Here is a 26,977-nt window from a genome sequence, read left to right as displayed (position 1 = left end):
CCGGGCCGGCCGCGTGCTCAGTAGTGGGAGGCGGCGTCGTCGCCGAGGGAGTGCCGCTCGTCGCCGCGCAGCGCCGGCGAGAAGACACAGATCAGCCGCAGGTCCTCCTCCGGATGCGCGATCAGCCAGTGCGCGTCGTTCCGGTCGAGGGCGTAGAGGGTGCCGGGGGTGACGAGCGTGCTGTTGCCCGCCGTGTCGATCACCTCGCCGCGGCCCGAGATGCAGTAGCAGGCCTCGAAGTGGTTCTTGTACTCCAGCAGGGACTTGGTGCCCGCACTGACCAGGGTGTCGGTGACGGTGTAGCCCATGCCGTCGTCCGCGACGAGGAACCGGCGGCTCAGGCCGTTCCCCCACTCGACGCAGGGCACCTCATCAAGCTGACGGACAATCATGCGTTCCTCCCGTTGGTGCTCGGCGACGCGGCGTTCGGCGCCGCGGGTCGCAGCAGATCTCGTACGAAGTGCTCGGCCGCGGCCACCGGGTCCCGCCCGGCCAGCTGCGCCTCCTCCAGCCGGCCCACCAGGGCGGTGCCGACGATCGCGGCGTCCGCGCCCAGCCGGCCCATCGCCCGCACGTCGGCGGCGGTACGGACCCCGAAGCCCACCGCGACCGGGGCGACGCCCGGCCGGGCGAGACCGGCCAGGACGGGCCGCAGGGCCTCCGGGTCGGGGGCGGCGGATCCGGAACGCCCGTAGTGGGCGACGAGGTAGAGATAGGCGGAGGCCGACCGCGCGGCCTCCTCCCGCACCGCGGGCGGGGACGAGGCGTAGCAGGTCGCCACGGTCGGCAGGCCCGCCTCCCGCGCCGCCTCCGCGCAGCGCGGACGGGCCAAGGGGGGAGCGCCGTGGACGAGGACGGCGTCCGCCCCGGCCTCCCGCACCCGCCGCATGAACGGCTCCGGCCCCGCCGGGCGCACCGTGTGCCGCCAGTCGGCGAGCAGCGCGACCCGGGTGTGCCGCAGCCGGGGGCGCACCCGCGCCAGCATCCCCAGGGCGGCCGCCAGGTCCGTGCCGCGGTCCAGGGCCCGGCGGGCGGAGCGCCGGATGACGGGCCCGTCGGTCACCGAGTCCGGGAAGGGCACGGCCAGTTCGAGGCAGTCGACGCCCAGTGCGTCCAGCCGGAGCAGCAGCTCCTCGAAGCGTTCCGGCGGGCCCGGGTCGCCCGCGTTCAGGAAGACCGCCAGCCCGGGGTCGCCGGGCCCCCGGCCGGGGAAGAACGGGCGCGGCGCGGGCGGCGCGGCGCGGGTGTCAGCCATGGACCATCACCGCCGGGGGCGCGGCACGGTGCGCCCGCAGCCGCTCCACCAGGTCCACCGCGGCCCCGGAGGCCATGGCGTCCCGGGCCGCGTCCAGGGCCGTGGACCACTCGGCGTACGCGCCGGAGGCGACGGCCGCGGCGGCCGCGTTCAGCCGGATGGACTCCACGGCGGCGCGCGGTCCCCGGCCCGCGAGCAGTTCCCGCAGCTGGGGGCCGGGCGGGGTGCCCTCGGCGGCCGGCGCCAGATCGGCCAGGGTGCCGGGCGCGAAGTCGGCCCCCTCCGGGGCGAGCACCCGCGGGGCGCCGCCGTCCACGCCGATCCGGTTCTCCGCGAAGCTCACCAGCTCGTCCACGCCGAGCCCGTTGTGCACCAGCCACAGCTGCCGCCCGCCGACCGCCCGCAGCGCGGCCAGTTCGGTGAGGACGGGCAGCACCCGCGGGTCCGCGACCCCGGTCAGCTGCGCGGTGACGGGCAGCCGGGGCAGGAACGGCCCCAGGGTGTTCACCGCCCGGCCCACCTGCTTGATCCCGAACGGCATGATGCCGCGGGCCAGCAGGGTCAGCTCGCGCGGGTAGACGAACGGCCCGGCGAACACCACGCCGTACCGCTCCAGCATCTCCTCGCACTCCGGGTACGAACCGGCGAGCGGGACGCCGAGCCGCTCCAGGATGTCCACCGATCCGTAGCGGCTGGTGTAGCCGCGGGAACCGGACTTCACCACCCGGGCCCCGGCCGCGGCCGCGACCAGACAGGCCGCGGTGGAGAGGTTGAAGGTGGGCGGCCCGCCGCCGGTGCCGACGACGTTGACCGTGCCGGACCAGGAGCCGCCGGCCCGCGGGGCGCGAGCGTCCAGCGACCGGAGGAGGGCGTCGAGCGTGCCGGCGTCCGGCAGCGCCGTCGACAGGGAGGCCAGCACCGCGAGCGCCTCGCCCTGCGCCGTCGCGCCCGACTCCAGCCGGTCCCAGAAGTCCGTCCACGGCTCCGCCCCGGTCACCGGCTCGCGTGCGGTGAGCGCGGGCAGCAGCCGGGACCGGGTCACCGTCCCTCCGGTGCCAGGGCCTTCGGAGCGCAGAACGCGTCGATCGCCGCGACCGTACGGAAGTTGTCCGGCGCGATGTCCAGGGTGTCCATGTCCAGACCGAAGGTGGTCTCCAGCCAGCTCACCAGGGTGAGCAGCCCGAGGCTGTCGATGACACCGCTCGCCAGCAGGTCGTAGTCGTCGGCCAGTTCGTCCGGCGTGATGTCGAGTGCGTACTCGTCGATCAGGAAACGCTTGATCTGTTCGGTGCGGGTCATGGCCTCTCCCCTTGCAATGCGTATGCCGTACGTGTGCGGTGCGCGGTGTGCGTCAGTCCCCGGCCGGGGCCGGGACGGGACGGGCCACCAGCGCGCGGTCGACCTTTCCGGTCGAGGTGCGGGGCAGCGGGGCCTCGGCCCACGCGACCGTGGACGGGACCGCCGCCCGCGGCAGCCGCTGCGCCAGGTACTGGCGCAGCGACAGGTTGTTGAGCCGGGATCCGTCGGCGCGGCGCACCACGGCGTGGAGCCGCTTGCCGGCCCGCTCGTCCGGCAGCGCGAGCACCGCGGCCTCGACGATCTCCGGGTGCGCGGAGAGCGCCGCCTCCACCTCCGCGGTGTTGATCCGTACCCCGCGGACCTTGACGACGAAGTCCCGGCGGCCCTCCAGGGTCAGCGTCCCGTCCTTGTGGCGCCGCACCAGGTCGCCGGTGCGGTACCAGGGCACCGGACCGTCGTCCGGACCGGCGACGAACGGGCTCTGAGCGGGGCCCGCGACCAGGTATCCGGTCGCCTGGAAGGGGGTACGGACGACGAGTTCGCCGCGCCCCGGCCCCCGGAGCACCGTCCCGTCGTCGGCTCGCACCCAGGCCTCGGCCCCCGGCACCGGCTCCCGGCCGAGCGGCAGCGAGCCGTACGGCATCGGGCCGGCGGGATCGATCTCGTGCACGAAGCTGTCGTTGGTCTCGGTGCAGCCGTAGACGTTGTGGAAGCGGGCCCCCGGGAAGAGCTCCGGCAGCGCGGCGAACGCCCGCGGCGCCATCGCCTCCCCGGTGACCAGCACATGCCGCACCGAGCCGAAGTGCGCCCCGGTGCGGGCGAGCAGGTCGTACAGCAGCGGCACGCCCTGGACCAGGTCCACCGGGCGGGCCTGAAGCGTCTCCCGCAGATGGGCCGGGTTGCCGGCGAGCCCCGGGTCGACGAGGGACACGCAGCCACCGCTGCCCAGCGTCGTCCAGATGTCGAGCAGACACAGATCGAAGTTGAGCGGCGCGTGGCTGAGCACGGTGCTCTCCGGCGTGAGGCCGAAGTGCTCCGCCGCCCAGCCGGTGAACCGGTCCACCGCGCCGAAGGACAGCGGTACGACCTTGGGCAGCCCGGTGGATCCCGAGGTCGTCAGCAGCAGCGCGGTGTCCCCCGGGTCCCCGTCGCGGGCCGCGGGCTCACCGGCACCGGAGGGCACGGCCTCGCCGGCGACCAGCTCCTCCGGATCGGGCAGCCGCTCCGCGCCGGTCGCGGAGAGCAGCGCGGTCAGCGCCTCCTCCCCGAGCTCGGGCGAGACCAGCAGCAGCGGCCGGCGCACCAGCAGAGCGCCGAGCACCACGGCCACCGCCGCGGGCGACTTGGCAGCCACCAGCGCCACCGGACGGACGGTGTCCGCGGCCGGCTCCCGGCCGTCCCGGGGCCCGAGCCCGGCCGCCGCGGTGGCGGCCAGGCCCAGGAGCTCCCGGTACGTCGTCGTCCTGCCGTGCCCGAGCAGGGCGGGCGCATGCGGGTTCAGCCGACCGTGCCGGAGCACGCGTCGGGACAGTGAAATCTCCATCGTGGGTCCTTCTCGGCACGGCGTGCGACGCGAATGACGGATTCCGAATTCACCGCGGAACGCAAAAACGAAGAGTTCTCACGGAATTCGAACGGCCTTTTCTCCGCCCCCGCGGAGCGACCGGGAAGACTTGCGGACAACCGAGTTCCCGCCAGGGGAACTCAGCCCCACTCGAAGTCGTTCTCCGCCAAAAGCGCACCGGCCTGCGCCGCCACCTGTGACATCCCCTGTGCCGAGGCCGTACCGGCCGGACCCACGCCGACGATCAGCACGACACATCCCCCGACGACTCCGCGCACCACGCGTCTTGCCGCGCTCGTGGTACCGCGTCCCCCCGCAGTCGTGTGCACTCCGAACCACCCCCGGTTAATCCAATATTGAACGAAACATCCGCTGGAGCGGAGTTTCCCTGACAAAGAGACTCCCTGGCCGACAGCCCCGCGTAAAGTGAAAGTGCCTGGCCGCAGGCTGCCATGGCGCACAGCGGACAGCGGCCCCGCTCCTTCCGCTTAGCCTCTGGAAAGGGGTTGCTGTGGACCTGGGTAAGGACAGAACCTCACTGGCTCGTCTCTACCGCAGCATGCTGAATGAGCCCACCCTGGGCATGGAGGAAGTACGCCGACGTACGGGGCTCGACGAAGAGGAATTCGCCGAGGCCACCCGGCTGCTCCAGGAGATCGGGGTGCTCTCCGACGACGGCTCGGGGCGCATGACCACCGTGTCCGTGGAGAAAGCGCTCGCCAGACTCACCCTGCGCGCCGAGGAGTCGGCCGAGGGCTGGCTGGCGGAGTCCGTACGGCTCCGCAAGGCCATCCGGCTGCTCTCCACCGAACTCGCCGACCAGTACCACAGCCAGGCCAGTCTGGCCTCCGCCGAACTGATCATCGGCATGGAGAACATCTCGGCGTCCCTGGAGAGCACCTCCGAGGTCGCCGAACACGAAGTCCTCAGCATGCACCCGGGCCCCGTGGTCGAGAGACGCACGCCCGCCCGCATCGCCCGCAACGCCCGCGCCATCGAACGCGGCGTCGTCATGCGGACCATCCACCTCGCGTCGACCTCCCGGACTCCCCACGGAGTCCGCTACTTACGCGAACTGGAGGAGATCGGCGCCGAGGTACGGCTGGCCACGACCATCCCGTTCCGGCTGATCGTCGTCGACAACTCGATCGCCTTCACCCCCGCCCCGGGCATCGAGGGCCAGACCGCCGCACTGGTCACCCGCGGCCCCCTCATCACCCACCTGCTGCGCCTGGTCTTCGAACACTGCTGGCACAGCGCGGCGCTCCTCTCCGCCGACACCCCCGCACCACCGGCCGACACCCCGCTCGACGCCCAGCAGACCTCGGTCCTGCGGCTGCTCAACGCGGGCCTGAAGGACGAGGCCATCGCCCGCGAACTCGGCGTCTCCATCCGCACCCTGCGCCGCATCACCGCCGACCTCATGGACAAACTGGGCGCCACCAGCCGCTTCCAGGCCGGCGTCCGAGCCCAACAACTCGGCTGGCTCGGCTGACCCCACACCCCCCGAAAAACCCCACCCGGCACGGGGCCACCAGGCCGGAAGAGAGAGAAGCCACCGAACGCAAGGGGCGGGGGCCCAAGGCCGCTGAACGGACGCGATGAAGCGATGCCACCGGTCCGGCGGTCCGGACGCAAGGGGCACCGGCCCGGTGGCCTGGCCATCACACGGTGAGGGCCCGGTGGCCCGACCGTCAGGGCACGGTGCCGCAGGGCTGGGCGGACGTCAGGGGGTGGGGGCGCAGGGGTGGGGGGGGGTTTCCGGTACGTTGCTTTTTTTTGTGGGCCCCCCGGGGCCGAAAATTTTCGTCCCCCCCCCCCCCCCCCCGGGCCCCCCCACCCCCGAAACCCACCACACACCCGCGCCCAACAAACAAGGCCCCGCACAAACGAACCGCAAGCCCCCCAAGCGCGCCGCATGGCGACAACGCCGCGAGGCGGCCACCCCCTCCAGGGTGACCGCCTCGCGCAAACCGCCACTGACGTCCTCGGACGTCAGCCGTCCGACATCAGCCGTTGTACGGCCCGTAGTCGTAGTCCTCCAGCGGAACCGCCTGACCGGAACCCGTGCCGAAGGGCGAGTAGTCGATGTCGTCGTAACCGACGGCCGAGTACATCGCAGCCTTCGCCTCCTCGGTCGGCTCGACCCGGATGTTGCGGTAGCGGGACAGACCCGTACCGGCCGGGATGAGCTTACCGATGATCACGTTCTCCTTGAGGCCGATCAGGGAGTCCGACTTGGCGTTGATCGCCGCGTCGGTGAGCACCCGGGTCGTCTCCTGGAAGGACGCCGCCGACAGCCACGACTCGGTCGCCAGCGAGGCCTTGGTGATACCCATCAGCTGCGGACGGCCGGAGGCCGGGTGGCCGCCTTCCGTGACCACACGACGGTTCTCACCCTCGAAGCGCGACCGCTCCACGAGCTCGCCCGGCAGCAGCTCCGCGTCGCCGGACTCGATGATCGTCACACGGCGCAGCATCTGCCGGATGATGATCTCGATGTGCTTGTCGTGGATCGACACACCCTGCGAGTTGTAGACCTTCTGGACCTCGCCGACCAGGTGGACCTGGACAGCGCGCTGGCCGAGGATCCGCAGCACGTCGTGCGGGTTGGTGGCACCCACGGTGAGCTTCTGGCCCACCTCGACGTGGTCGCCCTCGCCCACCAGCAGACGGGCCCGCTTCGAGATCGGGAACGCCGTCTCGTCGGAGCCGTCGTCCGGAGTGACGACGAGCTTCTTGGTCTTCTCGGTCTCCTCGATCCGGACGCGGCCGGCCGCCTCCGAGATCGGGGCGACACCCTTCGGCGTACGGGCCTCGAAGAGCTCGACGACACGGGGCAGACCCTGGGTGATGTCGTCACCCGCCACACCACCGGTGTGGAAGGTACGCATCGTCAGCTGGGTGCCGGGCTCACCGATGGACTGGGCCGCGATGATGCCGACGGCCTCACCGATGTCGACCAGCTTGCCGGTGGCCAGCGAACGGCCGTAGCAGTAGGCGCAGGTGCCGACCGCGGACTCACAGGTCAGGACCGAGCGGGTCTTGACCTCCTCGACACCGTGCCGGACGAGCTGGTCGATGAGGACATCGCCCAGGTCGACGTTGGCCGGAGCGATCACCTTGCCGTCGACGACGACGTCCTCGGCGAGCATCCGCGCGTACACGCTGGTCTCGACGTCGTCCGCCTTGCGGAGCACGCCGGCGGCGTCCTTCGCGGCGATCTTCAGCTTGAGACCGCGCTCGGTGCCGCAGTCCTCCTCGCGGATGATGACGTCCTGCGAGACGTCCACCAGACGACGGGTCAGGTAACCCGAGTCGGCGGTACGCAGCGCGGTGTCCGCGAGACCCTTACGGGCACCGTGGGTGGAGATGAAGTACTCCAGCACGGAGAGACCCTCACGGAACGACGCCTTAATGGGCCGCGGGATGGTCTCGTTCTTCGCGTTGGACACCAGACCACGCATACCCGCGATCTGACGCATCTGCATCATGTTTCCGCGCGCACCCGAGTCGACCATCATGAAGATGGGGTTCGTCTTCGGGAAGTTCTCGTTCATGGCCTCGGCAACCTCGTTGGTCGCCTTGGTCCAGATCGCGATGAGCTCCTGGGTGCGCTCGTCCTTGGTGATCAGGCCGCGCTCGTACTGCTTCTGGACCTTCTCGTCCTGCGCCTCGTAGCCCGCGACGATCTCCTTCTTCGCCGCCGGAACGACGACGTCGGAGATCGCGACGGTGACACCGGAACGGGTCGCCCAGTGGAAACCGGCCGCCTTCAGGTTGTCGAGCGTCGCCGCCACGATGACCTTCGGGTAGCGCTCGGCGAGGTCGTTGACGATCTCGGAGAGCTGCTTCTTGCCCACCGAGTAGTCGACGAACGGGTAGTCCTCGGGCAGCAGCTCGTTGAAGAGCGCACGGCCCAGGGTCGTCCGCAGCCGGAAGCTGTCACCCTGCTGCCACTCCGGCTCGCCCTCCTCCGGAACCGGCGGGGTCCAGCCACGCGGCGGGACGGTGCCGATCGGGAAGCGGATGTCGACCTTCGCCTGGAGCGAGAGCTCGCGGGCGTCGAACGCCATGATCGCCTCGGCGGTGGAGCCGAAGGACCGGCCCTCGCCCTTGACCTCGCGCTCCTCCTCGTCCGTGGTGAGGAAGAAGAGGCCCAGCACCATGTCCTGGGTCGGCATGGTGACCGGACGGCCGTCGGCCGGCTTGAGGATGTTGTTCGAGGACAGCATCAGGATGCGGGCCTCGGCCTGGGCCTCCGCGGACAGCGGCAGGTGCACGGCCATCTGGTCACCGTCGAAGTCCGCGTTGAACGCGGTGCAGACGAGCGGGTGAATCTGAATGGCCTTGCCCTCGACCAGCTGCGGCTCGAAGGCCTGGATGCCCAGACGGTGCAGCGTCGGCGCACGGTTCAGCAGCACCGGGTGCTCGGCGATGACCTCTTCGAGCACGTCGTACACGACCGTGCGGCCGCGCTCGACCATGCGCTTCGCCGACTTGATGTTCTGCGCGTGGTTGAGGTCCACCAGGCGCTTCATCACGAACGGCTTGAAGAGCTCCAGCGCCATGGCCTTCGGCAGACCGCACTGGTGCAGCTTGAGCTGCGGGCCGACGACGATGACGGAACGGGCCGAGTAGTCGACGCGCTTACCGAGCAGGTTCTGCCGGAAGCGGCCCTGCTTGCCCTTGAGCATGTCGGACAGCGACTTCAGCGGACGGTTGCCCGGGCCGGTGACCGGCCGGCCGCGGCGGCCGTTGTCGAACAGCGCGTCGACGGCCTCCTGCAGCATCCGCTTCTCGTTGTTCACGATGATCTCGGGGGCACCGAGGTCGAGAAGCCGCTTCAGACGGTTGTTCCGGTTGATCACACGGCGGTACAGGTCGTTCAGGTCGGAGGTCGCGAAGCGGCCACCGTCCAGCTGCACCATCGGACGCAGGTCCGGCGGGATCACCGGGACGCAGTCCAGCACCATGCCCTTGGGGCTGTTGCTGGTCTGCAGGAAGGCGGAGACGACCTTGAGGCGCTTGAGCGCACGGGTCTTCTTCTGGCCCTTGCCGGTCCGGATGATCTCGCGGAGGCGCTCGGCCTCCTCGTCGAGGTCGAAGGTCTCCAGACGCTTCTGCAGCGCGGCGGCGCCCATGGAGCCGTCGAAGTAGGTGCCGAAGCGGTCGCGCAGCTCGCGGTAGAGCAGCTCGTCGCCCTCGAGGTCCTGGACCTTGAGGTTCTTGAAGCGGCTCCACACCTCGTCGAGGCGGTCGATCTCGCGCTGGGCGCGGTCACGGAGCTGCTTCATCTCGCGCTCGGCACCCTCGCGCACCTTGCGGCGGGCGTCGGCCTTGGCGCCCTCGGCCTCCAGCTCGGCCAGGTCGCCCTCGAGCTTCTTGGCACGGGACTCCAGGTCGGCGTCGCGGCGCTGCTCGATCTGCTGGCGCTCGACGGAGACGTGGGCCTCCAGCGAGGGCAGGTCGCGCGTCCGGCGCTCCTCGTCCACCCACGTGATCATGTAGGCGGCGAAGTAGATGACCTTCTCGAGGTCCTTCGGGGCGAGGTCGAGCAGGTAGCCAAGCCGCGACGGGACGCCCTTGAAGTACCAGATGTGGGTGACGGGAGCGGCGAGCTCGATGTGGCCCATCCGCTCACGGCGCACCTTGGCGCGGGTGACCTCGACGCCACAGCGCTCACAGATGATGCCCTTGAAGCGGACGCGCTTGTACTTGCCGCAGTAGCACTCCCAGTCCCGGGTCGGACCGAAGATCTTCTCGCAGAAGAGTCCGTCCTTCTCGGGCTTGAGGGTGCGGTAGTTGATGGTCTCCGGCTTCTTGACCTCACCGTGGGACCACTGACGGATGTCGTCAGCAGTGGCGAGGCCGATCCGCAGCTCGTCGAAGAAGTTGACGTCGAGCACTTGTCGTCAATCCCTCTTTCGGGGTCGAGTCTTCAATGGTCTGACTGGGGTCCGGCTGGGGGTCCCCCCAGTGCCACAGGGGCTCTGGGGAGGGCCGGGGCTCCTTGCGGGGCCCCGGCCAGACCCGTCAGACCTCTTCGACGCTGCTCGGCTCGCGCCGCGACAGGTCGATACCGAGCTCCTCCGCAGCGCGGAAGACGTCCTCGTCGGTGTCGCGCATCTCGATGGACATGCCGTCCGAGGACAGCACCTCCACGTTGAGGCACAGGGACTGCATCTCCTTGATGAGCACCTTGAAGGACTCGGGGATGCCGGGCTCAGGGATGTTCTCGCCCTTGACGATGGCCTCGTAGACCTTCACGCGGCCGGTGACGTCGTCGGACTTGATGGTCAGCAGCTCCTGGAGGGCGTACGCGGCGCCGTAAGCCTCCAGCGCCCACACCTCCATCTCACCGAAGCGCTGGCCACCGAACTGGGCCTTACCACCCAGCGGCTGCTGGGTGATCATCGAGTACGGACCGGTCGACCGGGCGTGCAGCTTGTCGTCGACCAGGTGGTGGAGCTTGAGGATGTACATGTACCCGACCGAGATCGGGTCCGGGAACGGCTCACCGGAGCGGCCGTCGAACAGGTTGGCCTTGCCGGAGGGCTGGACCATCCGCTCGCCGTCGCGGTTCGGGATCGTCGACTCGAAGAGACCGGCGATCTCGTCCTCGCGGGCGCCGTCGAAGACCGGGGTGGCGACGTTGGTGCCCGCGGCCACCTCGTCGGCGCCGATCCCCTGGAGGCGCCGCATCCAGTCCTCGCCGCCCTCGACCTTCCAGCCCTGGCTGGCGAGCCAGCCGAGGTGGATCTCCAGGACCTGTCCCGGGTTCATTCGGGACGGGACACCCAGCGGGTTGAGGATGATGTCGACCGGGGTGCCGTCCTCCAGGAACGGCATGTCCTCGACCGGGAGGATCTTGGAGATGACGCCCTTGTTGCCGTGGCGGCCGGCGAGCTTGTCACCATCGGTGATCTTGCGCTTCTGTGCCACGTAGACGCGGACCAGCTGGTTCACGCCCGGGGGCAGCTCGTCGCCCTCCTCGCGGTCGAAGACGCGGACGCCGATGACCTTGCCGGTCTCGCCGTGCGGCACCTTCAGCGAGGTGTCACGGACCTCACGGGCCTTCTCACCGAAGATCGCGCGGAGCAGGCGCTCCTCCGGGGTCAGCTCGGTCTCACCCTTCGGGGTGACCTTGCCGACCAGGATGTCGCCGGCCACGACCTCGGCACCGATCCGGATGATGCCGCGCTCGTCGAGGTCGGCGAGGACCTCCTCGGAGACGTTCGGGATGTCCCGGGTGATCTCCTCGGGGCCCAGCTTGGTGTCACGGGCGTCGACCTCGTGCTCCTCGATGTGGATCGAGGAGAGGACGTCGTCCTGGACGAGGCGCTGCGACAGGATGATCGCGTCCTCGTAGTTGTGGCCCTCCCACGGCATGAACGCGACGAGCAGGTTCTTGCCGAGCGCCATCTCGCCCTCGTCGGTGGACGGACCGTCGGCGAGGACCTGGCCCTCGATGACGCGCGCGCCCTCGTCGACGACGACCTTCTGGTTGAAGGAGGTGCCCTGGTTGGAGCGGGAGAACTTGGCGACGCGGTACGTGGTGTACGTGCCGTCGTCGTTGGCGACCGTGACGTAGTCCGCGGAGACCTCCTGGACCACACCCGGCTTCTCGGCCTTGATGACGTCACCGGCGTCGACCGCGCAGCGGTACTCCATGCCGGTGCCGACCAGCGGGGCCTCCGCCTTGATCAGCGGCACGGCCTGGCGCATCATGTTCGATCCCATGAGCGCACGGTTGGCGTCGTCGTGCTCGAGGAACGGAATCATGGCGGTCGCGACCGACACCATCTGGCGCGGCGAGACGTCCATGTAGTCGACCTCGTCGCCCGGGATGTAGTCGACCTCGCCGCCACGGCGGCGGACCAGGACCCGGTTCTCGGCGAAGTGCAGGTCGTCCGTCAGCGGGGCGTTCGCCTGCGCGATGACGAAGCGGTCCTCCTCGTCGGCGGTCAGGTAGTCGACGTCGTCGGTGACCTGGCCGTTGGTGACCTTGCGGTACGGGGTCTCGACGAAGCCGAACGCGTTGACCCGGCCGTAGGAGGCGAGCGAGCCGATCAGACCGATGTTCGGTCCTTCCGGCGTCTCGATCGGGCACATGCGGCCGTAGTGCGACGGGTGGACGTCACGAACCTCGAAGCCCGCCCGCTCACGGCTCAGACCACCCGGACCCAGCGCCGACAGCCGGCGCTTGTGGGTCAGACCCGACAGCGGGTTGGTCTGGTCCATGAACTGGGACAGCTGGCTGGTGCCGAAGAACTCCTTGATGGAGGCGACGACCGGCCGGATGTTGATCAGGGTCTGCGGCGTGATCGCCTCGACGTCCTGGGTGGTCATCCGCTCGCGGACGACGCGCTCCATCCGGGCCAGACCGGTGCGGACCTGGTTCTGGATGAGCTCGCCGACGTTGCGCAGACGACGGTTGCCGAAGTGGTCGATGTCGTCGGTCTCGACAACGATGGAGTTGCCGTTCTCGCCGATCGTCTCGGTCTCGCCCGCGTGCAGCTTGACCAGGTACTTGATCGTCGCGATGACGTCGTCCGTGGTCAGGACGCCGGCGTCGAGCGGCTCGTCCCCGCCGAGCTTCTTGTTCACCTTGTAGCGGCCGACCTTCGCGAGGTCGTAGCGCTTCGGGTTGAAGTAGAGGTTCTCCAGCAGGGTCTGCGCGGCCTCGCGCGTCGGCGGCTCGCCCGGACGCAGCTTGCGGTAGATGTCGAGCAGCGCGTCGTCCTGGCCCTGGGTGTGGTCCTTCTCCAGGGTGGCGCGCATCGACTCGTACTGGCCGAACTCCTCGAGGATCTGCTCGGTGGTCCAGCCGAGCGCCTTGAGCAGCACGGTGACGGACTGCTTGCGCTTGCGGTCGATGCGGACACCGACCATGTCGCGCTTGTCGATCTCGAGCTCCAGCCAGGCACCCCGGGACGGGATGACCTTGGCCGAGAAGATGTCCTTGTCGGACGTCTTGTCGATGGAGCTGTCGAAGTACACACCCGGCGAGCGGACGAGCTGCGAGACGACGACACGCTCGGTGCCGTTGATGCAGAAGGTGCCCTTGGGGGTCATGAGCGGGAAGTCGCCCATGAAGACCGTCTGGGACTTGATCTCGCCGGTCTCGTTGTTGGTGAACTCGGCGGTGACGAAGAGCGGCGCGGCGTACGTGAAGTCGCGCTCCTTGCACTCGTCGATGGAGTTCTTCGGCGGCTCGAAGCGGTGGTCGCGGAAGGTCAGCGACATCGACCCGGAGAAGTCCTCGATCGGGGAGATCTCTTCGAAGATCTCCTCCAGACCGGACTTGGTGGGGACGTCCTGTCCACTGTCCAGGGCCGACTCGACACGAGCCTTCCATGCGGCATTGCCGAGCAGCCAGTCGAAGCTCTCGGTTTGCAGCGCAAGGAGGTTCGGAACCTCGAGGGGCTCCTTGATCTTCGCAAAGGAGATGCGCAGCGGTGCGGTGCTGGCGCCGTTGTTCGTATTGGCAGTCGAGGCGTTGCGCGAGGCGGCCAAGAGGGGGTCCTTCCGAGGGCTCGGACTCACTACGCGCGTACCGGTCCAGTCCGCACATACAGAGAGAAATCCCAGGTCAGGGATCTTCATCCAGTAATGCTCGAACGTGGGCGTGCCCCTGGTGACGGGCAGGGAGCAGCTAACAGGCAGCGCAAAGGGTCAGTGTAGCCACTTGGCCCACTGATGTCCAGAGCGGATTTCCGGAGACCGGCAGTGCCAATCTCTCCCTCCGGTGAGAGGTCTCCCCCTCGCTGTTCTTCAATCTTCGGCAAGCCACGCGCTGGAAGCGCAACTCGTTACTTCCCTCTTCGTCTTCGATCCATGCCTCGGATCCTGGATCGCGGAAGACGCGTCCCGAGAATTGCGCGCCGCGTGCCGTTCGTCAAGGCCCCCCGCCCTCCGGGGGCCCTCGCGGGAGCCCGCAGGCCGGACAACGAAGATCACCATACCTGTCGTCGCGCGACGAGCAAGGGAACCGCAGCGGGAACGACCGAGAGCGACCACCCCGATGGGTGATCGCTCTCGGTTCAGCAGGGTTTCACCGGGACGGGGACACCGCGCGGCGGCGCCCCCGGTCCCCCGGAACCCGAGGGGTCACAGGACCCCGAAGGTCACTTGACCTCGACGGCCGCGCCGGCGCCCTTGAGGGACTCGGCAGCCTTCTCGGCGGCCTCCTTGCTGACCTTCTCGAGGACCGGCTTCGGGGTGCCGTCGACGAGGTCCTTGGCCTCCTTCAGACCCAGGGAGGTCAGCTCACGCACGACCTTGATGACCTGGATCTTCTTGTCGCCGGCGCCGGTGAGGATGACGTCGAACTCGTCCTGCTCCTCGGCGGCCTCGGCGGCCGGGGCGCCCGGGGCACCGGCGGCGGCAACGGCGACCGGGGCGGCAGCCTCGACGTCGAACTTCTCCTCGAAGGCCTTCACGAACTCGGAGAGCTCGATGAGGGTCATCTCGCTGAACTGCGCGAGCAGCTCGTCCTGGGTGAGCTTCGCCATGGTGGCGGTCCTTCCACTAATTCGGCTGGTGCCGGATGTACAGCTTCGTTGTGGCGGGCGTCTGCCTGACGGCAGTTCGTATACGGGCCCGCTGCGACCGAACGCGGAGTGTTACTCCGACGCCTCGGCCTCGGCGGGAGCCGGCGTACCGGCACCGCCCTGCTCGACCTTGCCGCGAAGGGCGTCCGCGGTGCGGACGAACTTCGAGAGCGGGGCCTGGAAGGTCGCCGCGGCCTTGGCCATGGACGCCTTCATGCCACCGGCAAGCTTGGCGAGCAGCACCTCGCGGGACTCGAGGTCCGCGAGCTTCTTGATCTCATCGGCGGACAGCGCCTTGCCGTCAAGGACACCGCCCTTGATGATGAGGTTGGGGTTTTCCTTGGAGAAGTCACGGAGACCCTTCGCCGACTCCACCGGGTCACCGGTGACGAAGGCGACAGCCGTCGGACCCGCGAACAGGTCGTCGAGCTGGTTGATCCCGGCCTCGTTGGCCGCAATCTTGGTCAGCGTGTTCTTCACCACGGCGTACTGGGCGTTCTCACCGAGCGAACGGCGCAGCTGCTTGAGCTGAGCCACGGTGAGACCGCGGTACTCGGTCAGCACGGCGGCGTTCGAGCTGCGGAACTTGTCCGTCAGCTCGGCAACCGCGGCGGACTTGTCGGGCCTCGCCATGAGCCTCGGCCTCCTTCCGGGTGATGATCCTCGACTGACCTTCCGATCAGCCGTGACACGTCTCTTCGCTCCGTCTGTGCTCTGTGCAAAGCCTTTGGAAGCAAAGCAGCCGGGACCGCCCTCGTGGGCACACTGGGCTCCGCTACCCCGGGCTCGGCGACGAGCCGTCGGAAGAGAAGCAACGGAAGGGGCTGCACAAAACGAAACGCCCCGGTGCAGGCGCACGGGGCGTGACTCGACCACACGAACCCGAAGGTCGCATGGGAGTTCCATCCTCATTCACCTGCACGGGCCGTCCGCGAGAAGCGGATCCTTCGGCTGCCGCATGCCCTGGGGCACCCGGCAACGACCAGCGGTCTTTGGCTACCGGAGCAGCTTACGCGGAGCGGCCGTCGCCAGGCAAATCGACCACCTGCGGGGCTCCGGGGCCGTACGGAGCCCTGCGCCGCGGCACCGGCTGCCACGCAGAAAGCCATGCAAAAGGCCGGGCCCCGCGCCTCGTGCAGAGGTGCGGGGCCCGGCCCGACGCAGACGCGCCGCAGCGGTCGGATCCGAGGATCAGACGGCGGCGGGGTCCTCCTCGGTGAGGAGGTTGCGGGTGCGGTTGGCGTCCAGCGGGATGCCGGGGCCCATCGTGGTGGTCAGCGCCGCCTTCTTGATGTAGCGGCCCTTCGCGGCGGACGGCTTCAGACGGAGGATCTCCTCCAGCGCGGCGCCGTAGTTCTCCACCAGCTTGGCCTCGTCGAAGGAGACCTTGCCGATGATGAAGTGAAGGTTCGAGTGCTTGTCGACGCGGAACTCGATCTTGCCGCCCTTGATCTCGGTCACGGCCTTGGCCACGTCCGGGGTCACGGTGCCGGTCTTCGGGTTCGGCATCAGGCCACGGGGACCGAGCACGCGGCCGAGGCGGCCGACCTTGCCCATGAGGTCCGGGGTGGCGACGACGGAGTCGAAGTCCAGACGGCCCTTCGACACCTCGTCGATGAGCTCGTCGGCACCGACGATGTCGGCGCCCGCGGCACGCGCGGCCTCGGCACGGTCACCGGTCGCGAAGACCAGGACCCGGGCGGTCTTACCGGTGCCGTGCGGAAGGTTCACGGTGCCGCGGACCATCTGGTCGGCCTTGCGCGGGTCAACGCCCAGACGGAAGGCGACCTCGACGGTGGCGTCGAACTTCGTCGCGGAGGTCTCCTTGGCGAGACGGACGGCCTCGAGCGGGGCGTACAGGCGCTCCGTGTCGACCTTGGCGTCCGCAGCGCGGAGAGTCTTGCTGCGCTTCACTGCTGCTCCTCAGGGGTGTGGAGTCGTGGTACGGGCCGGCGCATGGCCCTGCCACGGGGTGTGCCGGGCGGTGTCACCGCTCGGCAGGGGTGGCTGTCAGCCCTCGACCGTGATGCCCATGGAACGGGCGGTGCCGGAGATGATCTTCTCGGCGGCGTCCAGGTCGTTGGCGTTCAGGTCGGGCATCTTGGTGGTGGCGATCTCGCGGACCTGGTCGCGGGTGATCTTCGCGACCTTGGTCTTGTGCGGCTCGCCGGAGCCCTTCTCCACGCCCGCGGCCTTGAGGATCAGCTTCGCGGCCGGCGGAGTCTTGGTGATGAAGGTGAAGGAGCGGTCCTCGTAGACCGTGATCTCCACCGGCACGACCATGCCACGCTGCGACTCGGTCGCGGCGTTGTAGGCCTTGCAGAACTCCATGATGTTGACGCCGTGCTGACCCAGCGCGGGGCCGACCGGCGGAGCCGGGTTGGCGGCACCGGCCTGGATCTGGAGCTTGATCAGCCCCGTGACCTTCTTCTTCTTGGGAGGCATGCTCTCTCCGGGTCCTAGTGAGAGGTGTTTCGCCTCCGGACCGGTTCATCCGGTTGGAGGCATACCGCACAACGATAACGGGTATGGCTGCGCGTCCAAAAACCGAGAGGTCAGACCGGCTTCGGAAGCCGGTCTGACCTGGTCGGCAGCTGGTGTGCCCGCGGACGGTGGTCCGGGGGTCAGTTCTTCTGGATCTGGTCGAAGCTCAGCTCGACCGGGGTCTCGCGACCGAAGATCTCGACGAGGCCCTTGACCTTCTTGGAGTCGGCGTTGATCTCGTTGATCGTCGCCTGCAGGGTCGCGAACGGGCCGTCGGTGACGGTGACCGAGTCGCCGACCTCGAAGTCCAGCACCTGGACCTCGACCTTGCGGCTCGGCGCCGGGGCACCGGCCTCCTCGGCGGCCTTCTTCGCGGCGGCCTCCTCGGCCTCCGGGGCCAGCATCTTGACGATCTCGTCCAGCGTCAGCGGGTACGGGTCGTAGGCGTTGCCCACGAAGCCGGTGACGCCCGGGGTGTTCCGGACGACGCCCCACGACTCGTTCGTCAGGTCCATGCGCACCAGCACGTAGCCGGGGAGCTTGTTCTGGCGGACGGTGCGGCGGTCGCCGTTCTTGATCTGGACGACCTCTTCCTGCGGCACCTCGGCCTGGAAGATGTAGTCCTCGACGTTGAGCGAGACGGCGCGCTGCTCCAGGTTGGTCTTCACCCGGTTCTCGTAGCCCGCGTAGGTGTGGATCACGTACCACTCGCCGGGCAGGGTGCGCAGCTCGTCGCGGAGCGCCTGGATCGGGTCGGCCGGGGCCTCGGCGCCGGCGGCGGCCTCGTCCTCGGCGGTCTCGGCGACGGCGGTCGCGTCGTCCTCGAGGTGGAGCGCGGCCTCCTCGGCGGGCTCACCCGCGGCGGCGTCGGCGGCCTCGGCGAGGTCGACCTCGTCGGCGCCTTCGATGATGTCGAGCGCGTCGTCGTCGAGCCGTTCCTCATCGACCGTGCCGGGCACGTCCACGGCCGCCTCGGCCGTCGCCGCAGCCTCTTCGCCCTCGACGGCGTCGTTCAGGTTCGGGTCAGACACGGTGGCTGCTTCTTCCTGGCTTCAAGGGGTGGAACAGGCGGAGGGACACCTCGCGGGCCCGCCCGCGGGATCAGCCGAAGACGTACTTGACGGCCTCGGAGAATCCATAGTCAATCACGGTCACAAGGCCGATCATGATGACAACGAAGACAATGACGACGGTGGTGTACGTCGTCAGCTGGCTGCGCGTCGGCCAGACGACCTTGCGCAGCTCGGCGACGATCTGTCGGTAGAAGAGCGCGAGCCGGGCCATGGGGCCCTTCTTACCGCGCTTGCCGCCGCGACGCCGCTTCGACGCCGGAAGCTCGTCCTCGTCTTCGGGACGACCGCTTTCAGGCGTCGCGGTGGAGCCAGGGGCTGCCGTCACTCGTCCTCACCTGAATCCCGGGTCGTGGCCGTGCCGCGCCCGGTGGAGCCGCACGGCGATGCAATTCGTTACGTACATGCGCACACATCCTGGCGAAGGTGTGTGTAGCAGGGCCGGAGGGACTTGAACCCCCAACCGCTGGTTTTGGAGACCAGTGCTCTACCAATTGAGCTACGACCCTTTGTTGTGTTCCCCCAACCTACCGCATCCGCCCGGGTGCACGGAGTGCGCGGGGAGCAGCGGCCGGTGAGGGCCAACGACCAGTGAGTGTACGTGTTCCCGCGCTGGGCGTCGAACAGGTGGCACCCCGCCCCGGCCGGGCACCCCGGGGCGGGCCCGGCGCAAACCCCCGTTCCGGGTCTCCGGGTGGTCTGCGACGATGCAGGTATGAGCGCTGCTACTCCTCCCGCACAGTCCCCGCGCGACCGACGGGTCTCGGCCCGTATCGGCGCGATCTCCGAGTCCGCAACTCTCGCCGTGGACGCCAAGGCCAAGGCCCTCAAGGCCGCCGGGCGTCCCGTCATCGGCTTCGGTGCCGGTGAGCCCGACTTCCCGACGCCGGACTACATCGTCGAGGCGGCGGTCGAAGCGGCCCGCGACCCGAAGTACCACCGCTACACCCCGGCCGGCGGTCTGCCCGAGCTGAAGGCCGCGATCGTCGAGAAGACCCGCCGCGACTCCGGCTACGAGATCGAGGCGTCGCAGGTCCTGGTCACCAACGGCGGCAAGCAGGCGATCTACGAGGCCTTCGCCACCGTCCTCGACCCGGGCGACGAGGTCATCGTCCCCGCGCCGTACTGGACCACCTACCCGGAGTCGATCCGGCTCGCGGGCGGTGTGCCGGTCGACGTCGTGGCCGACGAGACGACCGGCTACCGGGTCTCCGTCGAGCAGCTGGAGGCGGCCCGCACGGAGCGCACGAAGGTCGTGCTCTTCGTCTCGCCGTCCAACCCGACCGGTGCCGTCTACTCGCGCGCCCAGGTCGAGGAGATCGGCCGCTGGGCCGCCGAGCACGGCCTGTGGGTGATGACCGACGAGATCTACGAGCACCTGGTCTACGGCGACGCGGAGTTCTCGTCGCTGCCGGTCGTCGTGCCGGAGCTGCAGGACAAGTGCATCGTGGTCAACGGCGTCGCCAAGACCTACGCCATGACGGGCTGGCGCGTGGGGTGGCTCATCGCCCCGAAGGACGTGGTCAAGGCCGCGACCAACCTCCAGTCGCACGCCACCTCCAACGTGTCGAACGTGGCCCAGGCCGCGGCGCTCGCCGCCATCTCCGGTGACCTGGAGGCCGTGCGGACGATGGGTGAGGCGTTCGACCGCCGGCGCCGGACCATCGTGCGGATGCTCAACGAGATCGACGGCGTGGAGTGCCCGGAGCCGGAGGGCGCGTTCTACGTCTACCCGTCGGTCAAGGGGCTGCTCGGCCGGGAGATCCGCGGCAAGCGGCCGCAGAGCAGCGTGGAGCTGGCCGAGATCATCCTGGAGGAGGCCGAGGTCGCGGTGGTGCCGGGCGAGGCCTTCGGCACCCCGGGCTACCTGCGGCTGTCCTACGCCCTGGGCGACGAGGACCTGGTCGAGGGCGTCTCGCGGGTCCAGAAGCTGCTGGGCGAGGCGCGGGCGTAACGCCGCCCACCGCCCTTCCGATGCGGGCTCCCGGCTCCGGCCGGGAGCCCGCGTCGCGTTTCCGGCCGCTCCTTTCCTCTCCCGGCCGGCTGCGGTGCGCACCGGGACCGCGGGGCGCCGCCCCGGCGTCGCTGCTCCCGGATCGTCGCGGCCCCGGATCGTCACGCGCCCCGGATCGAACGCGCCTGTGGGCAACCCCTCGATCGGGCAATGCCCTACCCGCCGGGCCGACGGATGCGGCAAGATCCTGGGATGGAGAGCGTTCGTGATGTCCGTCAGCTGCCGAAGGCCCATCTGCACCTGCACTTCACCGGGTCGATGCGGCCCAGCACCCTGCTGGAGCTCGCCGACAGGTACGGCGTCCACCTCCCGGAGGCGCTGAGCGGCGGCGAGCCGCCGACCCTCCGGGCCACCGACGAGCGGGGCTGGTTCCGCTTCCAGCGGCTGTACGACATCGCCCGGTCCTGCCTCAGGACGGCCGAGGACATCCAGCGGCTGGTGCGCGAGGCGGCCGAGGAGGACGCCCGGGACGGGTCCGGCTGGCTGGAGATCCAGGTCGATCCCACCTCGTACGCGCCGCGGCTGGGCGGGCTGATCCCGACGATGGAGGTCATCCTCGACGCGGTGGAGTCCGCCTCCCGGGACACCGGGGTCGGGATACGGCTCCTCGTCGCGGCGAACCGTATGAAGCACCCGCTCGACGCCCGTACCCTGGCGCGGCTCGCGGTGCGGTACGCGGACCGGGGGGTCGTCGGCTTCGGCCTCTCCAACGACGAACGCCGGGGTTTCGCCCGGGACTTCGACCGGGCCTTCTCGATCGCGCGGGAGGGCGGGCTGCTGGCGGCTCCGCACGGCGGCGAGCTGTCCGGTCCGGCGAGTGTCCGGGACTGCCTCGACGACCTGGGCGCGGGGCGGATCGGGCACGGGGTGCGGGCCGCTGAGGACCCGCGGCTGCTGCGCAAGCTCGCCGACCGCGGGGTGACCTGCGAGGTCTGCCCCTCCTCGAACGTGGCGCTGGGGGTCTACGAGAAGCCGGAGGACGTGCCGCTGCGGACGCTGTTCGAGGCGGGGGTGCCGATGGCGCTGGGCGCGGACGACCCGCTGCTGTTCGGGAGCCGGCTGGCCTCGCAGTACGAACTGGCCCGGGAGCACCACGGGTTCACCGACGCCGAACTGGCCGAGCTGGCCCGGCAGTCGGTGCGCGGATCGGCCGCGCCGGCGGAGGCGAAGGCGAAGCTGCTGGCGGGGGTCGACAGCTGGCTGGCCGGCTGAGCGCGCGCCGGGGCTGAGACCCGGCTCGTCGGCCGGCCGCGCCGAGGGGCGGCCCCCGGCTCGGTGTGCACGGGGGCGGCTCCCGGCTCGGCGGCTGCGTCCGCCCGTCGGCGGGGTGCCCGTCAGCGAACGGAGGCGGGGCAGGGCCTGGGCAGCACGGCCGGCCGCCGGAGGCGGGACGGCGCGTGGCGGCGCGGCTGCCGGGCCCCGGCCCGGACGGGCCGGGGGTCACGCCCCGGCCCGGCCCCGCACGGGTGCTACAGGCTGACGCCGACCGTCACCGGCTCGTTGACCAGCGTGACGCCGAAGGCGGCGTGCACCCCGTCGCGGACCTCGCGGGCGAGGGCCAGCAGGTCCTCGGTGGTCGCGTCGCCGCGGTTGGTCAGCGCCAGGGTGTGCTTGGTGGAGATCCGCGCCGGACCGCTGCCGTAGCCCTTGGTGAAGCCCGCCTTGTCGATGAGCCAGGCGGCGGAGGTCTTGGTCAGGCCGTCCCCCGCGGGGTAGGCGGGCGGCGCGGCATCCGGGCCGAGGCGGTCGGCGACCCGGGCGAGGAACGCCGCGTGCTGCTCGGCCGTGAGGATCGGGTTGGTGAAGAAGGACCCCGCGGACCAGGTGTCGTGGTCCTCCGGGTCCAGCACCATGCCCTTGCCCGCGCGCAGCTTCAGCACGGCTTCTCGGGCCCGGGCCGCGGGAACGCGGTCGCCGGGGCCGACGCCGAGCGTGCGGGCCAGCTCGGCGTACTTGACCGGGGCCGACGCCCCGCCGGCGTCCTCCAGCGCGAAGCGGACCCGGAGGACGACGAAGCGCTCGGGGTCCGCCTTGAAGCGGCTGTGCCGGTAGGAGAAGGCGCACTCCGCGTTCGGGAGGGTCACCTTCTCGCCGGTCCTGCGGTCGTAGGCGACCACCTCGGTGATCACCGAGGAGACCTCCTGGCCGTAGGCGCCGACGTTCTGGATGGGCGTCGCACCGGCGGATCCGGGGATGCCGGCGAGGCACTCGACGCCGGCGAGGCCCGCTTCCACGGTGCGGGCGACGGCGTCGGACCAGTTCTCGCCGGCGGCCAGCTCGAGACGGCTGCCGTCGAGGGAGAAGCCGCTGGTGGCGATGCGCAGCGCGGTGCCCTCGAAGCCCTTGTCACCGATGACGAGGTTGCTGCCGCCGCCGACGATCAGCAGCGGGGTACCGGTGGCGTCGGCGTCGCGGACGGCGGCGATGACCTCGTCGTCCGTGGTGGCGGTGACGAGGCGGGCGGCGGGGCCGCCCAGTCGGAACGTGGTCAGGGGGGCGAGGGGCGCGTCATGGAGTTCCTGCACGCGCTCAAGGGTAAGGGGAGGGCCGGTCCGGGCCGGGGCGGTGGGGCGGACTACGGGCGCGGGGCCCCGCCGGGGCGGAGGCGGACGCAGCCGATGCCCGGTTCACCCGGGCATCGGCTCCGCCACCGGCACCTCAGACGACGACCGGCTCCTCCCTCGTCTCCCCCGCCGCGGCGAGGGACGGCTCGGGGGTGCCGCGCCGCCCGGGTATCAGCAGGGCCGCCACGGCGGCGACGGCCACGGCCGCGGCACCGGTCCACAGGGCCGGGGTCAGGCCGTCGGTGAACCGCTGGGGCGACTCGTAGCCGCCGCGGGCCGAGAAGACCGCGGCCAGCACCGCGACGCCGAGGGCGCCGCCCAGTTCACGGAAGGCGTTGTTCGCGCCGGAGGCGATGCCCTGCTCGGCCGGCCGGACGCTCGCCATGACGACGTTCGCGGCGGGCGCGAAGTAGAGGGCCATGCCGACACCGCTGATGATCAGGGCGGGGAGCTGCTCGGCGTAGGAGACGCCGGGTTCGATGACGACGGCGAACAGGGCGAGGCCGAGCGCCTGCAGGCCGAGCCCGGCGGCGACCACCGGCCGGCCGCCGACGCGGTCCGAGAGGTACCCGGCGAGCGGCGCGACGAGCATCGGCATGCCCGTCCAGGGCAGCATCCGCAGCCCCGCCTCGGTCGGCGAATAGCCCGCGACCCCCTGGAGGAACTGGCTGAGCAGGAAGATCGATCCGAACATGCCCAGGAACATCAGCAGGCTCGCGGCGTTGACGGCGGAGAAGGCCCGGCCGCGGAAGAGCCGCATGGGGAGCACGGGGTGCGCGGCACGGAGCTGGTGGCCGACGAAGGCGGCCGTCAGCGCACCGCCCGCGATCAGCCCGGTGAGGACCGGCCCGCTGGTCCAGCCGTCGGCGTTCCCTCTGACCAGCGCATAGACGATGCCGAAGAGGCCGGCGCCGGCGAGCCCCGTGCCGACGGGGTCGAGCCGGGCGCCCGGGCGCCGGCTCTCGTGGAGCCGCAGCCGGGCGAGGGGCAGCAGGGCCACGCCGATCGGCACGTTCAGCCAGAAGATCCACTGCCAGGAGAGGTGCTCGGTGAGGGAGCCGCCGATGAGCGGACCGGAGGCGACCGCGAGACCGTTGACGGCGCCCCAGATCCCGTACGTCATCCCGCGCCGCTCGGCGGGGACCGCGGCGGTGAGCAGGGTCAGTGTCAGCGGCATCATGATCGCGGCGCCGACGCCCTGGACGGCGCGGGCGGCGATCAGGCCGTCGATGCCGGGGGCCAGAGCGGCGCCCGCCGAGGCCGCCGTGAAGACGGCCAGCCCCACGCCGAAGAGCCGCCGGCGGCCGAACCGGTCGCCGAGGGCCGCGCCGGACATCAGGAGGACGGCGAAGGTGAGGGTGTAGGCGCTCACCGTCCATTCGAGATCGTCCAGCGCCCCGCCGAGATCCTCCCGGATGGCGGGCAGGGCGGTGGTGACGACGAGGTTGTCGAGCGCCGCCATGAAACCGGCGGCGCTGGTGATGATCAGTGCCCAGACCGTCCGGCCTCGCTGTCCTGCCGGATCCTTCATGCCGCACCTCCAAATATTAGTTATGGATCACTAACTTTCTGGACCGAACCACTGCGACACCCCGGACGACTGCGCCGTCCCGAGCACCGCAGGGGGCGGACCCGGAAGTCACTCCATCGGGAGCTGCATCCCGGACCAGACCCGGTGATCGGGGGAGAAGCCCAGCGCCACCAGAACGTTGATCAGCATGCCGTAGGCGAAGAACCCCGCGGTCTCGGCGCTGTCCCCGCCGAGGGCGAGGTGCGCCTGGTCCCAGAGTTCGAGCCAGGCGGCCCGCACCCCGGCCCCGAATTCGTGATCACCCGCGGCTTCCGCCGCGGCCACCGCGACGTACAGCTGGAGCTGCATCAGCAGCATGTCGGGGTCGTGGACGAGGCGGCGGTAGGCCGCCCCCATCGCGTCGTGCGCGCTGAGTCCCGGCTCCTCGCGCACCGCCTCGGCGAAGGCCCGGCGGGTCTCCGTCACACAGCGGTCCGCCGCCGCCAGGAAGATGGCCTGCTTGTTCGGGAAGAGCCGGAAGAGATACGGCTGCGAGACACCGACCCGGCGGGCGATGGTCTCCGTGGAGGTGCCGTGGTAGCCGCCGCGGGCGAACTCCGCCATCGCGGCGCGGACGATGCTCTCCCGCCGCTCCTCGGCGCTCATCCTCATGCTTCCCTTGGCCATGAGAACAAGTTAGTGACCAATCACTAACGAAGCAACCCGAAGCGTCGCCCCGTGTGCCGAGGGGGCTGCCGTCCGGGCCGGGCTCGCGGTGCCCGCCCGGCCCGGACGGCGGGGGGGGGGCCCCGCCCCCCCGGCCGGGGGCGCCCGCCCCCCCCCCCCCCCCCCCCCCCCCCCCCCCCCGGGCCCCACGCCGAAAGGCTCAGGCCAGGCGGACCAGGGCGCGGGACATACCCAGCACCTTCTGCCCGGCGCTCATCGCGGTGAGGTCCACCCGCACCGTGTGGTCGTCCAGCTTGGCGGCCACCTTGGCGCTGACCTCGATGGACGCCCCCTCGCCGTCGTTGGGCACGACGACGGGCTTGGTGAAGCGCACCCCGTACTCGACGACCGCCCCGGGATCCCCGGCCCAGTCGGTGACCACGCGGATCGCCTCCGCCATCGTGAACATGCCGTGCGCGATGACGTCGGGGAGCCCGACCTCCTTGGCGAACGTCTCGTTCCAGTGGATCGGGTTGAAGTCGCCGGAGGCACCGGCGTAGCGGACGAGGGTGTCGCGGGTCACCGGGAAGGTCTGCGCGGGCAGTTCGGTGCCGACCTCGACGTCGTCGTAGGAGATCGTCGCGGTCATCAGGCCTCCTCGGCGGCGCGGGCCACCAGCTTGGTGTAGGCGGTCACCACGTGCTCGCCGCTGTCGTCGTGGACGTCGCCGCGGACCGACAGCACGTCGTTCCCGGCGAGGGATTTGATCGACTCGATCGACGAGGTGACCGAGAGCCGGTCCCCCGCGCGGACGGGGCGCGTGTGGACGAACTTCTGGTCGCCGTGGACGACGCGGCTGTAGTCGAGCCCGAGCGCCGGGTCCTCGATGACCTGGAAGGCCGCCTTGAAGGTGACCGAGAAGACGAACGTCGGCGGCGCGATCACATCGGGGTGGCCGAGCTCCTTGGCGACGTCCGGATCGGTGTAGACGGGGTTGGCGTCCCCGATGGCCTCCGCGAACTCGCGGATCTTCTCCCGGCCGACCTCGTACGGCCGGGTGGGCGGGTAGCTCCGCCCGACGAAGGACTGGTCGAGCGCCATCTGGTCTCCCTGATGTGCGGTGGTGCGGCCCGAACGGGCCGTGCGGAGAAGGGGGGTGGCCGGAACCGACACGGCGGGCCGGCCCCGGCTCGGGGCGGGCCGAGCCGTCCGGCCGCCGTCACGCCCGGGGACCACTGCTCCTGCCGGGCGACCACCGGGCCGACGGCACGGCCGCCGACCAACGACGCGAGGCCGCCCCCGGCTCGGGGACGGCCTCGTGATACGAGCCGGTGCTATCGCGTCTCGCGGTGCGCGGTGTGCGAGTTGCAGCGCGGGCAGTGCTTCTTCATCTCAAGACGGTCCGGGTTGTTGCGCCGGTTCTTCTTGGTGATGTAGTTCCGCTCCTTGCACTCCACGCAGGCCAGCGTGATCTTCGGGCGGACGTCGGTGGCAGCCACGTGAGTGCTCCTTGCCGGACGGATGGATGAACGCAGAGAAGAGTAGCCGATCGGAGGACCGAACCCACAATCGGCTACTGTCAGTAGCGGTGACCGGACTTGAACCGGTGACACAGCGATTATGAGCCGCTTGCTCTACCGACTGAGCTACACCGCTTTGATGCGTGCGCACCCCGCCCGAAGGCGGGACACTCGCACATCAGAGCCCCAATACGGAATCGAACCGTAGACCTTCTCCTTACCATGGAGACGCTCTGCCGACTGAGCTATTGGGGCGAGCGATGAAGACATTACACGGTCGGCCGCCGAAGGTGAAATCCGTATCGGCCGCCCACAGACCGCTCCTGGCCACCACACCGGTACGACTATTGGGCTCCTCCGCGATGGCGCACCGGCGGCGCTCTAGGCTCGTCCCGCGCTGCGTGATCTTGGCGGCGCGGGGCCCCTGCCGGTGCCTTCCGGAGGACGGCCCCGGGCCCCCGAACAACGGCAGGGA

General features: G+C 70.3%; 22 protein-coding genes and 3 tRNA genes. 3 read left to right on the top strand and 22 right to left on the bottom strand.

Annotated features, from left to right (window positions below):
• Positions 1–17: 17 nt before the first annotated feature.
• Genes ACFYYR_RS10695 through ACFYYR_RS10675 form a run of 5 tightly spaced genes read right to left on the bottom strand, consistent with a single transcriptional unit; the run spans position 18 to position 4,097 of the window.
• Positions 18–392: an ectoine synthase gene (locus ACFYYR_RS10695; protein WP_388849709.1), complete on the bottom strand. Its 375-nt coding sequence runs from the start codon at positions 390–392 to the stop codon at positions 18–20.
• On the bottom strand, positions 389–1,255 hold the full coding sequence (gene trpA / locus ACFYYR_RS10690; protein ID WP_388849706.1) for a tryptophan synthase subunit alpha: 867 nt from the start codon (positions 1,253–1,255) through the stop codon (positions 389–391). The genes ACFYYR_RS10695 and trpA overlap by 4 nt, the downstream gene beginning before the upstream one ends.
• Positions 1,248–2,297 carry a hypothetical protein gene (locus ACFYYR_RS10685; RefSeq protein WP_388849703.1) on the bottom strand — a complete coding sequence of 350 codons (1,050 nt, stop codon included), beginning with the start codon at positions 2,295–2,297 and terminating at the stop codon, positions 1,248–1,250. The genes trpA and ACFYYR_RS10685 overlap by 8 nt, the downstream gene beginning before the upstream one ends.
• On the bottom strand, positions 2,294–2,554 hold the full coding sequence (locus ACFYYR_RS10680) for a phosphopantetheine-binding protein (RefSeq protein WP_388849700.1): 261 nt from the start codon (positions 2,552–2,554) through the stop codon (positions 2,294–2,296). Before ACFYYR_RS10680 ends, ACFYYR_RS10685 begins: the two co-directional genes overlap by 4 nt.
• A gap of 52 nt (positions 2,555–2,606) precedes the next feature.
• Positions 2,607–4,097 carry an AMP-binding protein gene (locus ACFYYR_RS10675; RefSeq protein WP_388849697.1) on the bottom strand — a complete coding sequence of 497 codons (1,491 nt, stop codon included), beginning with the start codon at positions 4,095–4,097 and terminating at the stop codon, positions 2,607–2,609.
• 580 nt (positions 4,098–4,677) lie between these two features.
• On the opposite strand from ACFYYR_RS10675, the gene ACFYYR_RS10670 reads away from it, so the two are divergent.
• Positions 4,678–5,613 (top strand): LuxR C-terminal-related transcriptional regulator, encoded by a 936-nt coding sequence (locus tag ACFYYR_RS10670; protein WP_388849694.1) that lies wholly within the window; start codon positions 4,678–4,680, stop codon positions 5,611–5,613.
• Between the two features lie 514 nt (positions 5,614–6,127).
• Here the strand turns inward: ACFYYR_RS10670 and ACFYYR_RS10665 are convergent.
• From ACFYYR_RS10665 to ACFYYR_RS10625, 9 genes are all read right to left on the bottom strand, one after another.
• The gene (locus tag ACFYYR_RS10665; RefSeq protein ID WP_388849692.1) at positions 6,128–10,027 is read right to left on the bottom strand and encodes a DNA-directed RNA polymerase subunit beta'; all 3,900 of its coding nucleotides are present in this window, start codon (positions 10,025–10,027) and stop codon (positions 6,128–6,130) included.
• Between the two features lie 127 nt (positions 10,028–10,154).
• Positions 10,155–13,637 (bottom strand): DNA-directed RNA polymerase subunit beta, encoded by a 3,483-nt coding sequence (gene rpoB / locus ACFYYR_RS10660; RefSeq protein WP_351507644.1) that lies wholly within the window; start codon positions 13,635–13,637, stop codon positions 10,155–10,157.
• A gap of 611 nt (positions 13,638–14,248) precedes the next feature.
• The gene (rplL, locus tag ACFYYR_RS10655; RefSeq protein ID WP_388849688.1) at positions 14,249–14,635 is read right to left on the bottom strand and encodes a 50S ribosomal protein L7/L12; all 387 of its coding nucleotides are present in this window, start codon (positions 14,633–14,635) and stop codon (positions 14,249–14,251) included.
• Positions 14,636–14,746: 111 nt separating this feature from the next.
• Positions 14,747–15,307, bottom strand: coding sequence for a 50S ribosomal protein L10 (gene rplJ, locus ACFYYR_RS10650; RefSeq protein WP_351507648.1), 561 nt, complete (start codon positions 15,305–15,307; stop codon positions 14,747–14,749).
• A gap of 558 nt (positions 15,308–15,865) precedes the next feature.
• Complete coding sequence (rplA, locus tag ACFYYR_RS10645) at positions 15,866–16,588, bottom strand: 50S ribosomal protein L1 (protein WP_388849685.1); 723 nt, start codon at positions 16,586–16,588, stop codon at positions 15,866–15,868.
• Positions 16,589–16,684: 96 nt separating this feature from the next.
• Positions 16,685–17,119, bottom strand: coding sequence for a 50S ribosomal protein L11 (gene rplK / locus ACFYYR_RS10640; RefSeq protein WP_351507651.1), 435 nt, complete (start codon positions 17,117–17,119; stop codon positions 16,685–16,687).
• A gap of 179 nt (positions 17,120–17,298) precedes the next feature.
• The gene (gene nusG / locus ACFYYR_RS10635) at positions 17,299–18,189 is read right to left on the bottom strand and encodes a transcription termination/antitermination protein NusG (protein WP_388849681.1); all 891 of its coding nucleotides are present in this window, start codon (positions 18,187–18,189) and stop codon (positions 17,299–17,301) included.
• A gap of 70 nt (positions 18,190–18,259) precedes the next feature.
• On the bottom strand, positions 18,260–18,556 hold the full coding sequence (secE, locus tag ACFYYR_RS10630) for a preprotein translocase subunit SecE (protein WP_388849678.1): 297 nt from the start codon (positions 18,554–18,556) through the stop codon (positions 18,260–18,262).
• Between the two features lie 108 nt (positions 18,557–18,664).
• A tRNA-Trp gene (locus tag ACFYYR_RS10625) sits at positions 18,665–18,737 on the bottom strand.
• Between the two features lie 206 nt (positions 18,738–18,943).
• Here ACFYYR_RS10625 and ACFYYR_RS10620 point away from each other — a divergent pair.
• Positions 18,944–20,182, top strand: a complete 1,239-nt coding sequence (locus ACFYYR_RS10620; RefSeq protein WP_388849675.1) for a pyridoxal phosphate-dependent aminotransferase — start codon at positions 18,944–18,946, stop codon at positions 20,180–20,182.
• A gap of 252 nt (positions 20,183–20,434) precedes the next feature.
• On the top strand, positions 20,435–21,454 hold the full coding sequence (locus ACFYYR_RS10615) for an adenosine deaminase (RefSeq protein WP_388849672.1): 1,020 nt from the start codon (positions 20,435–20,437) through the stop codon (positions 21,452–21,454).
• A 257-nt stretch (positions 21,455–21,711) separates the two neighbouring features.
• Here ACFYYR_RS10615 and ACFYYR_RS10610 read toward each other — a convergent pair whose 3' ends face one another.
• The 8 genes from ACFYYR_RS10610 to ACFYYR_RS10575 all read right to left on the bottom strand — a co-directional run bounded on the left by ACFYYR_RS10610 (position 21,712) and on the right by ACFYYR_RS10575 (position 26,757).
• Positions 21,712–22,767 carry a UDP-N-acetylmuramate dehydrogenase gene (locus tag ACFYYR_RS10610; protein WP_388849669.1) on the bottom strand — a complete coding sequence of 352 codons (1,056 nt, stop codon included), beginning with the start codon at positions 22,765–22,767 and terminating at the stop codon, positions 21,712–21,714.
• Between the two features lie 133 nt (positions 22,768–22,900).
• Positions 22,901–24,337: a DHA2 family efflux MFS transporter permease subunit gene (locus ACFYYR_RS10605; RefSeq protein ID WP_388849666.1), complete on the bottom strand. Its 1,437-nt coding sequence runs from the start codon at positions 24,335–24,337 to the stop codon at positions 22,901–22,903.
• 108 nt (positions 24,338–24,445) lie between these two features.
• Complete coding sequence (locus ACFYYR_RS10600; RefSeq protein WP_388849663.1) at positions 24,446–25,003, bottom strand: TetR/AcrR family transcriptional regulator; 558 nt, start codon at positions 25,001–25,003, stop codon at positions 24,446–24,448.
• Between the two features lie 199 nt (positions 25,004–25,202).
• Complete coding sequence (locus tag ACFYYR_RS10595; protein ID WP_388849661.1) at positions 25,203–25,631, bottom strand: MaoC family dehydratase; 429 nt, start codon at positions 25,629–25,631, stop codon at positions 25,203–25,205.
• Positions 25,631–26,083, bottom strand: a complete 453-nt coding sequence (locus ACFYYR_RS10590) for a MaoC family dehydratase N-terminal domain-containing protein (RefSeq protein WP_388849658.1) — start codon at positions 26,081–26,083, stop codon at positions 25,631–25,633. Before ACFYYR_RS10590 ends, ACFYYR_RS10595 begins: the two co-directional genes overlap by 1 nt.
• A 233-nt stretch (positions 26,084–26,316) precedes the next feature.
• Positions 26,317–26,481 (bottom strand): 50S ribosomal protein L33, encoded by a 165-nt coding sequence (gene rpmG, locus ACFYYR_RS10585; protein WP_003956487.1) that lies wholly within the window; start codon positions 26,479–26,481, stop codon positions 26,317–26,319.
• 84 nt (positions 26,482–26,565) lie between these two features.
• Positions 26,566–26,638: transfer RNA gene (locus ACFYYR_RS10580), tRNA-Met, on the bottom strand.
• Between the two features lie 46 nt (positions 26,639–26,684).
• Positions 26,685–26,757: transfer RNA gene (locus tag ACFYYR_RS10575), tRNA-Thr, on the bottom strand.
• Between the last annotated feature and the right edge of the window lie 220 nt (positions 26,758–26,977).

The organism is Streptomyces sp. NPDC001922 (genome assembly GCF_042891165.1).
GTDB lineage: Bacteria > Actinomycetota > Actinomycetes > Streptomycetales > Streptomycetaceae > Streptomyces.
The sequence above is the reverse complement of the archived record's forward strand: the minus strand, read 5'-3'. Positions and strand labels throughout refer to the sequence as shown.

What these genes read in the sequence shown, in the direction of transcription:
- ACFYYR_RS10695 (WP_388849709.1), bottom strand. Translation starts at nt 392, where the DNA reads ATGATTGTCCGTCAGCTTGATGAGGTGCCCTGCGTCGAGTGGGGGAAC.
- trpA (WP_388849706.1), bottom strand. Translation starts at nt 1,255, where the DNA reads ATGGCTGACACCCGCGCCGCGCCGCCCGCGCCGCGCCCGTTCTTCCCC.
- ACFYYR_RS10680 (WP_388849700.1), bottom strand. Translation starts at nt 2,554, where the DNA reads ATGACCCGCACCGAACAGATCAAGCGTTTCCTGATCGACGAGTACGCA.
- ACFYYR_RS10675 (WP_388849697.1), bottom strand. Translation starts at nt 4,097, where the DNA reads ATGGAGATTTCACTGTCCCGACGCGTGCTCCGGCACGGTCGGCTGAAC.
- ACFYYR_RS10670 (WP_388849694.1), top strand. Translation starts at nt 4,678, where the DNA reads ATGCTGAATGAGCCCACCCTGGGCATGGAGGAAGTACGCCGACGTACG.
- rplL (WP_388849688.1), bottom strand. Translation starts at nt 14,635, where the DNA reads ATGGCGAAGCTCACCCAGGACGAGCTGCTCGCGCAGTTCAGCGAGATG.
- rplJ (WP_351507648.1), bottom strand. Translation starts at nt 15,307, where the DNA reads ATGGCGAGGCCCGACAAGTCCGCCGCGGTTGCCGAGCTGACGGACAAG.
- rplK (WP_351507651.1), bottom strand. Translation starts at nt 17,119, where the DNA reads ATGCCTCCCAAGAAGAAGAAGGTCACGGGGCTGATCAAGCTCCAGATC.
- ACFYYR_RS10620 (WP_388849675.1), top strand. Translation starts at nt 18,944, where the DNA reads ATGAGCGCTGCTACTCCTCCCGCACAGTCCCCGCGCGACCGACGGGTC.
- ACFYYR_RS10615 (WP_388849672.1), top strand. Translation starts at nt 20,435, where the DNA reads ATGGAGAGCGTTCGTGATGTCCGTCAGCTGCCGAAGGCCCATCTGCAC.
- ACFYYR_RS10605 (WP_388849666.1), bottom strand. Translation starts at nt 24,337, where the DNA reads ATGAAGGATCCGGCAGGACAGCGAGGCCGGACGGTCTGGGCACTGATC.
- ACFYYR_RS10600 (WP_388849663.1), bottom strand. Translation starts at nt 25,003, where the DNA reads ATGGCCAAGGGAAGCATGAGGATGAGCGCCGAGGAGCGGCGGGAGAGC.
- ACFYYR_RS10595 (WP_388849661.1), bottom strand. Translation starts at nt 25,631, where the DNA reads ATGACCGCGACGATCTCCTACGACGACGTCGAGGTCGGCACCGAACTG.
- ACFYYR_RS10590 (WP_388849658.1), bottom strand. Translation starts at nt 26,083, where the DNA reads ATGGCGCTCGACCAGTCCTTCGTCGGGCGGAGCTACCCGCCCACCCGG.